The following is an 11,872-nucleotide window of genomic DNA, read 5'->3' on the forward strand; positions in this document are numbered from 1 at the left end:
GGTTTAGGTGGTGCCGCGGGTTGATCCCGCTGTGGGACGTTGCCGGCCGGATCCCTGCCGATGATGTCGCGTTGACCGGCCGTTCTCCGCGGCGGCGTGCGCGCCGATTCGCACGGTACCTTGCCACCCCCTTGCCACCCCCTTCCGCCGCCGGCCCGGTCATCTGAACGCCGACCGGACGATCGTGTTCTGTTCGGTCGACGGATCCTTGTACCCGGTCTGATTCCGTCGCCGTTTCTCTCCGCCTGAATTCCTGCACCTGGTCGGTGATATCCGCCGCCCGGGGCCTGTCCTCACGCGTCGGACCTTCATCCCGGGAGAATCGTTGGCCGGACAGCACCGTTCCACCTGGCGGGAGACGCTTCTCGGTCTTCCGGAGGTCGAACAGCACCGGGTCCTGCTCGACCTGCTGCGCCGAAACCTGGTCCGCGCTGTCGGCGACGAGGGCGAACGGGTCCCGTTCGACCCCCGTGTTCCCTTCACTCGGCTGGGGCTCGGCGGTGGAAGCACCGCCGGCTTCCGGGACGCGCTGAGCACGGGGCTCGGGCTGCCACTTCCCGCCACGCTGCTGTTCGACCATCCGTCGCCGGAACGTCTCGCGAGCTATCTGCGGGACCGGGTGCTGCGGACATCAGTGCCCGCCGGCGTCGCCGGCGGGTCGTCGCCCGGCGGCGAGGCACGGCCGGATCCGGTGGACGACCCCATCGTGATCGTCTCCATGGCGTGCCGGTTCCCCGGCGGTGTTCGGGGCCCCGAGGACCTGTGGGAGCTGCTTGTCGAGGGGCGTGACGCCGTCGTCGACCTGCCGACCGACCGCGGCTGGGATCTCGCCGCCGGCTACGACCCCGACCCGAGCCGGTCCGGCACCTTCTACACCAGCCAGGGTGGCTTCCTCGCCGACGTCGCCGGCTTCGACGCGGCCTTCTTCGGTATCGCGCCCCGGGAGGCGCTGGCGATGGACCCGCAGCAGCGACTGCTGCTGGAGGTCTCGTGGGAGGCGCTCGAGCGGGCCGGCATCGACCCGTTCTCGCTGCGCGGCAGCTCGACAGGAGTGTTCACCGGTATCGCCGTCGCCGACTACAGCCCGCCGTGGCGGGCCGCCCCGGCCGCCGTCGAGGGCCACCTGATGAGCGGAACCCTGCCCAGCGTCGCCTCCGGCCGTGTTGCCTACACCCTCGGCCTGGAAGGGCCGGCGGTGACAGTGGACACGGCGTGCTCGTCCTCGCTGACGGCCCTGCACCTGGCTGCGCAGGCGTTGCGTGCCGGTGAGTGCACGCTGGCCATGGTCGGTGGTGCCACGGTGATGTCCACCACCGACGTGCTGGTGGAGTTCAGCCGCCAGCAGGGCCTGGCACCGGACGGTCGCTGCAAGTCCTTCGCTCAGGCGGCGGACGGCACCGGCTGGGCCGAAGGCGCGGCGGTGGTCGTGCTCGAACGGCAGTCGGACGCCCGCCGCAACGGCCATGCGGTGCTGGCGGTCGTCCGGGGCAGCGCGGTGAACTCCGACGGCGCCTCCAACGGGCTGACGGCGCCCAGCGGGCCGGCCCAGCAACGGGTGATCCGGGCGGCGCTGGCCGGGGCCGCCCTCACTCCGTCCGACGTGGACGCGGTGGAGGCGCACGGCACCGGGACCAGGCTCGGTGACCCGATCGAGGCACAGGCGATCATCGCCACGTACGGGCAGGACCGCGCGGCCGACCGGCCGCTGTGGTTGGGCTCGCTCAAGTCGAACATCGGGCATACCGTCGCGGCAGCGGGCCTCGGCGGCGTGATCAAGATGGTGCTGGCGCTGCGGCATGGCCTGCTTCCGCGCACGTTGCACGTGGACGCGCCGGCATCCCGCGTCGACTGGTCCGCCGGGCAGGTGCGTCTGCTGACCGAGCCGGTGCCGTGGCCACGGGCCGCCCGGGTGCGCCGGGCCGGTGTCTCGGCGTTCGGGGTCAGCGGCACGAACGCCCACGTCATCGTGGAGGAGGCGCCCCACGTCGCCGATGTCTCCTGCACTGGTGACTCCGTCGCCGATGACTCCCTGGCCGGAGTCTCCCCGGGCGGGGTCTCCGTGGCCGACGACTCGGCCGCCGATGGCGGGCCGGGTCGGCACCTGCCGTGGCTGCTCTCGGCCCGGTCGGAGCCGGCGCTGCGGGAGCAGGCGGCCCGCCTGCTGGCCCGGGTGACCTCCGAGCCCCGACCCGCCCTGGTGGACGTCGGCTGGTCCCTGGTGACCGGCCGCGCCGTACTGGAGCACCGCGCCGCCGTCGTCGCCGCGGACCTCGCCGGCATGCTGCGCGGGCTTGACGCGCTGGCGGCGGGGGAACCGTCCGCGTCGCTGATCCGGGGTGTGACCCGTCCCGCGCGCCACACCGATCGCCTCGCGTTCCTGTTCACCGGCCAGGGCGCCCAGCGGCTCGGCATGGGCCGCGAGCTGTACGGTCGCCACCGGGTGTTCGCCGAGTCCTTCGACGCGATCTGCGCCGCCTTCGGCCAGCATCTGACCCGCCCGCTGCGCGACGTCGTGTTCGGCACCGACCGCGTGCCGCCCGATACGGCGCTGGACCGCACCGAGTACACGCAGCCGGCGCTGTTCGCCCTGGAGGTCGCCCTCGTCGACCTGCTGGGCTCCTGGGGCGTTCGCCCGGACCTTCTGCTGGGCCATTCGATCGGCGAGCTCGCCGCCGCCCACGTCGCCGGGGTGTTCTCCCTGGACGACGCCTGCGCGCTGGTGGCGGCGCGCGGACGGCTGATGCAGGCGATGCCCGGTGGGGGCGCGATGGTGTCGCTGCGCGCGTCCGAGGCGCAGGCGCTCGACCTGATCGCCGTGTGGGGCGGGCTGACCGGCCCCGGCGCGGGCCGGGTGGACGTCGCCGCGGTGAACGGGCCGGAGTCGGTGGTCCTCTCCGGTGATGCCCGGGCCGTCCTGGAGATCGCGCAGCGGTGGCGCGCGGACGGCGGCAAGGCGAGCCGGCTGCACGTGTCGCACGCGTTCCACTCGGCGCATATGGACGGCATGCTGGCTGAGTTCGGTGAGCTCGTCCGTGGTCTGAGCATGCGTCCGCCGGAGATTCCTCTCATCTCCAACCTCACCGGTCAGCTCGCCGACCCGGACGAGCTCAGGTCCGCCGACTACTGGGTCCGCCAGGTCCGGTCCACGGTGCGTTTCCGGGACGGCATCGACCGGCTGCACGAACGGGGCGTGCGGACCTTCCTCGAGATCGGCCCGGACGCGGTGCTGACCGGAATGGGCCAGGAGTGCCTGGTGGGCGACGCCGACGCGGTGTTCGTCCCGACGCTGCGGCGGGATGCCGAGGAGCACACGGCCCTGGCCCGCGCGCTGGCCCTGCTGGCGGTGAGTGGCGTGGACGTCGACTGGTCGGCGATCTTCGCCGGCACCGGCGCACGCCGGGTGGATCTGCCCACCTACCCGTTCCAGCACCGGCGGTTCTGGCTCGGCGACATCCTCTCCGCCCCGGCGCTCCCCGGCGACCTGGCCGGCATCGGGGCCGGCACCAGCAGCGGCGTCGGTGCGGCGAGCGCGCAGGAACGGCCGGGTGAGGCCGGCGAGCGGGCCTTCTGGGACGCGGTGGCGCGCGGCGACCTCACCGAGGTGCTGGACATTCCCGCGGACACCCCGTTGCACACCGTGCTGCCCGCGCTCGCGGCCTGGCGGGCGGACCGCCGCGGCCAGGATGCCGTCGACAGCTGGAGCTACCGGGCGGTGTGGCGGCCGGTGGCGATGCCGCCCGTCGAAGGCGCACCAGGCCGGTGGCTGCTGGTGGTCCCCGCGGACGGCGTCGGCGGCACGCCCGCGAACGGCATGCCCGCGAACGGCACGTCCACGAACGGAGCGTCCACGAACGGAGCGGTTGTCGACGGCGCGGTCGTGGACGGGTGCGTGCGGGCCATCGAGGTGAGCGGCGGTCAGGTGATCGCGGTGCTCCCGGTAGGGACGGACTCCCACGAGGCTGAGCGCGACTCGACGGCAGCACTGCTGGCCGAGGTGGACACCGGCGGCGGTCCGCTGACCGGGGTGCTCTCGCTGCTCGCCCTGGACGAACGCGACCGGACCGACCATCCGGCCGTCTCCCGGGGCCTCGCGGCCACCCTGACGCTGCTCCAGGCACTCGGCGATGCCGGAATCGACGCGCCGCTGTGGTGTGCGACGCACGCGGCGATGCCAGCCGGCCTGGTCGGTGCCCATGCCGCCGACGGCGAGCCCGCTGACAACGACCCCGCTGCCGCCGAGAACGCGTCCGGTGTGGACGGGCCGTCCGCCTCAGGCGACGCCGGTCCCACGGGCGATACCGCTTCCGGCACCGAACCCAGCACGGCTGCTGCCGGGCTCAGCGCGGTCCAGGCGCAGGTGTGGGGCCTGGGGCGGGTCGCCGCGCTGGAGCTGCCGCGCTCGTGGGGCGGCCTGGTGGATCTGCCGCCGGTTGTCGACGGCCCGGCGGCCCGCCGGCTGGCGGCGGTCCTCGTCGGCGCGACCGGCGAGGACCAGGTGGCGATCCGCGACTCGGGAGTCTTCGCGCGGCGGATCGTCCGTACCCGCCCGGACCCGGTCGGCGTCGGCTGGCGGCCCCGCGGCACCGTACTGATCACCGGCGGGACCGGTGCGTTGGGTGCCGCGGTGGCGCGTTGGTGCGCCGACCGGGGTGCCGCCCGACTCGTTCTCACCAGCCGACGGGGCATGGCGGCGCCGGGCGCGTCCGGCCTGGTGACCGACCTCGCCGGCCGGGGCGCCGAGGTGAGCGTGGTCGCCTGCGACGCGGCGGACCGGGACGCGCTGGCGGCCGTGCTCGCGGCCGTCCCGGCGACCAGCCCGCTCACGGCGGTCGTCCACGCGGCCGGCGTTGCCGGGCAGTTCACGGGGCTGCCCGACATCGACATCGCCGAGTTCGCCGACGTGGTCACCGGCAAGGTCGCGGGGGCGCGGCACCTCGACGAGCTGCTGGGAGCCCGGGAGCTCGACGCGTTCGTCCTGTTCTCCTCCATCGCGGGCACCTGGGGCAGCGGCGGCCAGTGCGCCTACAGCGCGGCCAACGCCTGCCTCGACGCGGTCGCCGCGCACCGTGCGGCGCGCGGGCTGGCCGCGTCGGCTCTCGCCTGGGGGCCGTGGGCGGAGGGCGGCATGGCTGTCGACCCCGAGATCGCCGGCCACCTGCGGGAACGCGGCCTCCGCCCGCTGCGCCCGGAGCTGGCGGTGGCCGCGCTGGAGCGGGCCGGCGGTGCCGCGGGCGTGCGGACCGTGGCTGATGTCGACTGGGACCGCTTCGCACCGATCTTCACCGCGGCACGCCCGAGCCGGCTGCTGGCCGATCTGCCCGAGGCCGGTGCCGCACTGAGCCCGCGGGGAGCGAACGCGCAGGGAGCGCTCACCCCGTCGACCGCCGGAACGGCGGACACCGGTGGGGAAGCGGACCCGCTGCGCCGTCCGGCCGGGATGTCCGATCCCGACTGGCGCCGGCTGCTGCTCGCCATGGTGCGGGCGGAGACCGCGGCGGTGCTCGGCTACGACGAGGCCGACCAGGTCCCCGCCGACCGGGCGCTGAGCGAGCTCGGCTCGACCTCGCTCACCGCGGTGCAGCTGCGTGCCCGGCTGGCCGATCGGACCGGGCTGGCGCTGCCCACCACGGTGGTCTTCGACCATCCCACCCCGGCCGCGCTCGCCGGATTCCTGGCCGGTGAGCTCACGGGCGTGCGGCCGGCGACGGAGCCGGTCGCCCCTGGCGGCGGCGCTGATCACACCCCTGGCGGCAGCGGGGATCACGGCGGGGACGCCGCCGCGGATCGTCCGCCGGTCGGTCCCGCGGCTTCCGCGGTGGCCCTGGCCCGGTCGCCGACAGCCTCCCGTACCGGGTCCGGTGACGACCCGATTGCGATCGTGGGTATGGGGTGTCGTTTCCCGGGTGGTGTGTCGTCGCCGGCGGAGTTGTGGGATGTGGTGGTGCGGGGTGGGGATGTGGTGTCGGGTTTTCCGGTGGATCGTGGCTGGGATCTGGGTGCTCTTTTCAGTGCGGATCCGGGGGCGCCGGGTCGGAGTGATGTTCGGGTGGGTGGTTTCCTTTCGGATGTGGCGGGTTTCGACGCGGATTTCTTTGGGATTTCTCCGCGTGAGGCGTTGGCGATGGATCCGCAGCAGCGTCTGTTGTTGGAGGTGTCGTGGGAGGCGTTGGAGCATGCGGGGATCGATCCGACGTCGTTGCGCGGCACCGACACCGGTGTCTTCACCGGGCTGATCTACCAGGGATACGGCGTCGAGACGGTCGGTGCGCCCGAGAGCGTCGAGGGGTACCGGATCAGCGGCACCGCCTCCAGTGTCGCCTCCGGTCGGGTCGCTTACACGCTGGGGTTGGAGGGGCCGGCGTTGACGGTGGATACGGCGTGTTCGTCGTCGTTGGTGGCGTTGCATGTGGCGGTGCGGTCGTTGCGGGTGGGGGAGTGTTCGTTGGCGTTGGTGGGTGGGGTGACGGTGATGTCGACGCCGGTGGGTTTTGTGGAGTTCTCTCGGCAGGGTGGGTTGGCGGTGGATGGTCGGGTGAAGGCGTTTGGTGAGGGTGCGGATGGGACGGGTGGGGTGAGGGGTGGGGTTGTGGTGGTGGAGCGGTTGTCGGTGGCGCGGGAGCGGGGTCATCGGGTGTTGGCGGTGGTGGGTGGTTCTGCGGTGAATTCGGATGGTGGTTCGAATGGGTTGACGGCGCCGTCGGGGGTGGCGCAGGAGCGGGTGTTGCGGGCGGCGTTGGTGGATGCGGGTGTTGCGGCGGATGGGGTGGATGTGGTGGAGGGGCATGGGACGGGGACGCGGTTGGGTGATCCGATTGAGTTGGGTGCTTTGTTGGGGGTTTATGGGCGGGGGCGGGGTTCTGGTCGGTCTTTGTTGGTGGGGTCGGTGAAGTCGAATATTGGTCATACGCAGGCGGCGGCGGGTGTGGCGGGGATTGTGAAGATGGTGGGGGCTTTGGGTCGGGGGGTGGTTCCGGGGTCGTTGCATGTGGGGGTGCCGACGTCGCGGGTGGATTGGTCGGTGGGGGGTGTGGAGGTGGTGCGGGAGTCGGTGGGGTGGCCTGAGGTGGGGGGTCGGGTGCGGCGGGCGGGGGTGTCGTCGTTCGGGATCAGTGGCACGAACGCACACGTCATCCTGGAGCAGGCCGGCCCTGACGCGGACTGGTCAGGCGCCCGGGACCTCCCGGCCCCCGGCGGGAGCCCGCACGACGGCACCGCCGCGACGGGGGTGCCTCCCACGGTCGTGCCCTGGCTGGTCTCCGCTCGGTCCGAGGATGCGCTGCGCGCCCAGGCCACCCGGCTGGCAGCATTCCTGCCCTCCGGCGTCCCGGCTCCGGAGACCGGGACCGCCTCGGGGCCGGCACAGCCTCTGGTGGACGTGGGCTACTCCCTGGCGACCGGTCGTGCCGCGCTGCCGTCCCGGGCCGCGGTGGTGGCCACCGACCTCGACGGCGCCACCGGCGGGCTGGCGGCGCTCGCCCGCGGTGAGTCCACACCGACGGTCGAGCGGGCGACGGTCAGCGCTCCGGGCCGCACGGCGCTGCTGTTCACCGGCCAGGGCTCGCAGCGGCCCGGGATGGGCCGTGAGCTCTACCGGCGGTTCCCGGTCTTCGCCGAGTGCTACGACCAGGTCCGCGCCCATCTCGACCCGCTGCTGGACAGCCCCCTCGACGACGTGGTCGACGACCCCGAGCGGCTCGACCGCACCGAGAACACGCAGCCCGCACTGTTCGCGCTGGAAGTGGCGCTGTACGGCCTGCTGCGGGCCTGGGGTGTCGCACCGGATGTCGTCGCCGGGCACTCCATCGGTGAGATCGCCGCCGCGCACGTCGCGGGAGTGCTCTCGCTGCCCGACGCCTGCGCCCTGGTGGCCGCGCGGGGGCGGCTGATGGCGGCCGCGCCGGGCGGGGCGATGCTCGCCGTCGAGGCGACCGAACGTGAGGTGCGTGCATGGCTGCGCGCCATCCCGCGCGGCGCCGCGGCCCCTGACATCGGCACCGCTGACGGCGGGGCGGCCGGTGACGCCGATGTGACCGGTGACGTCGATGTGACCGGTGACGTCGATGTGACCGGTGACGTCGACGTGGCTGGTGACATCGACGTGGCCGCGGTGAACGGCCCCACCTCCGTCGTGCTTTCCGGGACGGTGGCCGCAGTGGCCGCGATGGCCGTGCTCGCGGACCGGGCCGGCCGGCGGACCCGCCGGCTCAGGGTCACCCACGCGTTCCACTCCCCGCTGATGGACGGCATGCTGGAGCCGTTCCGCAGAGTCGCCGAATCCCTGCGCTACCAGGCACCGACCGTTGCACTGGTCTCCACGGTGACCGGCCGGTCGGTGTCGGCCGCCGAGCTGTGCGGGGCCGACTACTGGGTCCGGCAGGCCCGCGCCGCGGTGCGTTTCGGTGACGCTGTCGCCTGCCTGCGTGAGCGGGGCGTCACAACATTCCTTGAGCTCGGGCCGACCGGTGTCCTTTCCGCGATGGGGCGTGCGTGCGTCGCCGACGGCGACGCCGTGTTCATCCCGACGCTGCGGGCGGACCGCTCCGAGGAGCACGCTCTGGTGACGGCGCTGAGCCGGGCGCATGTCCATGGCGTCGACATCGACTGGGCGTCGTTCTTCGCCGGGACGCGGGCCCGCCGGGTCGACCTGCCCACATACGCGTTCCAACGGCGTCGGTACTGGCTGGCGCCGTCCCCGGTCGTCGCCGACTCCGCCGACTCCGGCGGCCGCGCCGACGAGACCGCCGGGTCCGGCGCGGACGACCTCACCTACCGGATCGCCTGGACGCCGGTGACGGTCCCCACCGCGCCGGTGCTTTCGGGAACCTGGATCGTGGCGGTTCCCCCGCTTCCGGAAGCGGCCCGGCTGGCCGACGAGTGCGCTCAGGCGCTGGAGCTGCGCGGCGCCAGGGTGGTGCGACTCGCCGTGGACGGCTCCGACACCGACCGCGGGCGGCTCGCCGGCCGCCTCGCCGCCCTGACCGGAACGCACCAGCCGATCCTGGATGACATCCGGGGAGTGCTGTCCCTGGCGTCGATGGACACCACTGCGCTTGGGACGCATCCCGTTCTCCCGACAGGCATGGCGCTGACCGCGGCGTTGCTGCAGGCACTGGGTGATGTGGGGGTGACCGCCCCGCTGTGGTGCGCGACCAGTGGCGCGGTGTCGACAGGAGCCGGGGACCCACCGTCGGGCCAGGCGCAGGTGCTGGCGCAGGCGCAGGTCTGGGGGCTCGGCCGGGTCGCCGCGCTGGAGATGCCCGGGCGCTGGGGCGGTCTGGTGGACCTGCCGGGTGCGCTTGACCCGAGGGCGGCCGAGGGGCTGGCCGCGGTCCTCACCGGGATCTGCGGTGAGGACCAGGTGGCCTTGCGCCCGGCGGGCCTGTTCGCCCGGCGGATCATGCGCGCCCGGGGCGGCCCCGGAGCCGTCACGGATGGCTCCCGGTGGCGTCCCCGCGGGACGGTTCTGATCACCGGGGGGACCGGTGCGCTGGGCTCGGAGGTCGCCCGCTGGTGTGCCACCGAGGGCGCCGAGCGCCTGCTGCTCACCAGCCGGCGGGGCCTGGCCGCACCCGGTGCCGCGGAGCTGGCGGCGGAGCTCACCCGCCTCGGCGCCGAGGTCGTGGTGGCCGCCTGCGACGTCACCGACCGGGACGCGCTCGCCGAGATCATCGCCACGGTGCCGGCGGACCAGCCGCTGACCGCGGTCGTCCACGCGGCCGGTAGCGGTGACGGCGCGGTGCTGGAACGGACGACGCCGGCGGAGCTGGCCGCGGTCGTCGCGGCGAAGACGACCGGTGCCGCCCACCTCGACGATCTCCTGGCCGGGCAGCCGCTGGACGCCTTCGTGCTGTTCTCCTCCGTCGCCGGGATCTGGGGCAACCCCGGCCAGGGCGCCTACGCGGGGGCGAACGCCTGGCTGGACGCGCTGGCCGAGCGACGCGGGGCCCGGGGCCTGCCCGCGACCTCGGTGGCCTGGGGGCCCTGGGCCGGTGCGGGCATGGCCGACGACCCGCGGGTGCGGGAACGGACCGAGCGCCACGGCCTGCCGCCGCTGGCGCCCGAGGAGGCGCTGCGAGCGCTGGCGCAGGTCGTCGGCCGTGCCGAGCCCGGCGTTGTGGTGGCGCGGGTGGACTGGGAGCGCTTCGTCGCCGCCTTCCCACCAGACCGGACGACCCGTTTCGTGGACGAGATCCCGGCGGCCCGGGAGGCGGCCGCGCGCGGCCGGGACGGTCGTTCGCGGATCGCCGGGGCGGGGCCCGACGACCTGTTCGCAGCGGGGCTGTCGTCCGCGGGGCTGCCCTCCGCCGGGCTCGCCAGCCCGCGGTCTGTCGGGCTGCGGGATCGCCTCGCGTCGGTGCCGGCGAGCGGCCGGCACCGTCTCCTGCTCGGCCTGGTGCGGTCCGAGGTCGCCGCGGTACTCGGGCACGCCTCGCCGGACGACATCCCGGCGGACCGGGCCTTCACCGATCTCGGCTTCGACTCGCTGACCTCGGTGGAGACACGTAACCGCCTCGCCCAGGCGACGGGGGAGCAGCTCCCCGCGGTGGTCGTCTTCGACCATCCCACTCCCGACGCGCTCGCCCGGCACCTGCTCACACTGCTGAACCCCGAGGAGAGCGGCCTCGGGAAGAACGGCCCCGAGCCGATGCTCGCCACCCTCGACCGGCTGGAGGCCAGCATGCTGGCCAGCTCTCCGGACGAACAGGCGCGGGCCGCGCTGGAGACCCGGCTGCGGGCCATGCTGCGTACCCTGCGCGGCCAGGCACCGGCCGGAGGCGACGGACCCGCCGCCGACACGGCCACCGCGGATCTGGGCGTGGCGACCGACGAGGAGATGTTCGACCTCCTCGGCCGGGAGTTCGGCATCTCGTAAGCCTGGATCCGCCCATCCAGCTGTTCGTCCCCGCCAGAGACCAGGAGGAGTCCGACGTGTCGAACGAGGACCGGCTGCGCCATTTCCTGAAGCAGGCGACCACCGAGCTTCGGTCGGCGACCCAGCGGGTGCGCGAGCTGGAGGACTCCGCTCGCGAGCCGATTGCGATCGTGGGTATGGGGTGTCGTTTCCCGGGTGGTGTGTCGTCGCCGGCGGAGTTGTGGGATGTGGTGGTGCGGGGTGGGGATGTGGTGTCGGGTTTTCCGGTGGATCGTGGCTGGGATCTGGGTGCTCTTTTCAGTGCGGATCCGGGGGCGCCGGGTCGGAGTGATGTTCGGGTGGGTGGTTTCCTTTCGGATGTGGCGGGTTTCGACGCGGATTTCTTTGGGATTTCTCCGCGTGAGGCGTTGGCGATGGATCCGCAGCAGCGTCTGTTGTTGGAGGTGTCGTGGGAGGCGTTGGAGCATGCGGGGATCGATCCGACGTCGTTGCGCGGCACCGACACCGGTGTCTTCACCGGGCTGATCTACCAGGGATACGGCGTCGAGACGGTCGGTGCGCCCGAGAGCGTCGAGGGGTACCGGATCAGCGGCACCGCCTCCAGTGTCGCCTCCGGTCGGGTCGCTTACACGCTGGGGTTGGAGGGGCCGGCGTTGACGGTGGATACGGCGTGTTCGTCGTCGTTGGTGGCGTTGCATGTGGCGGTGCGGTCGTTGCGGGTGGGGGAGTGTTCGTTGGCGTTGGTGGGTGGGGTGACGGTGATGTCGACGCCGGTGGGTTTTGTGGAGTTCTCTCGGCAGGGTGGGTTGGCGGTGGATGGTCGGGTGAAGGCGTTTGGTGAGGGTGCGGATGGGACGGGTGGGGTGAGGGGTGGGGTTGTGGTGGTGGAGCGGTTGTCGGTGGCGCGGGAGCGGGGTCATCGGGTGTTGGCGGTGGTGGGTGGTTCTGCGGTGAATTCGGATGGTGGTTCGAATGGGTTGACGGCGCCGTCGGGGGTGG

Annotated in this window: 2 protein-coding genes; both read left to right on the top strand. The window is 73.4% G+C overall.

The genetic code is table 11. The annotated features are described in order from the left end of the window. Positions 1-325: 325 nt before the first annotated feature. The gene (locus tag ACG83_RS46010) at positions 326-10,873 is read left to right on the top strand and encodes a type I polyketide synthase (protein WP_054566463.1); all 10,548 of its coding nucleotides are present in this window, start codon (positions 326-328) and stop codon (positions 10,871-10,873) included. Positions 10,874-10,893: 20 nt separating this feature from the next. After that, the coding region (locus ACG83_RS13690) for a beta-ketoacyl synthase N-terminal-like domain-containing protein (RefSeq protein ID WP_369812883.1) at positions 10,894-11,872 on the top strand (979 nt) is incomplete at its 3' end.

Origin of the sequence: Frankia sp. R43 (assembly GCF_001306465.1) — a bacterium.
Classification (GTDB): domain Bacteria; phylum Actinomycetota; class Actinomycetes; order Frankiales; family Frankiaceae; genus Parafrankia; species Parafrankia irregularis.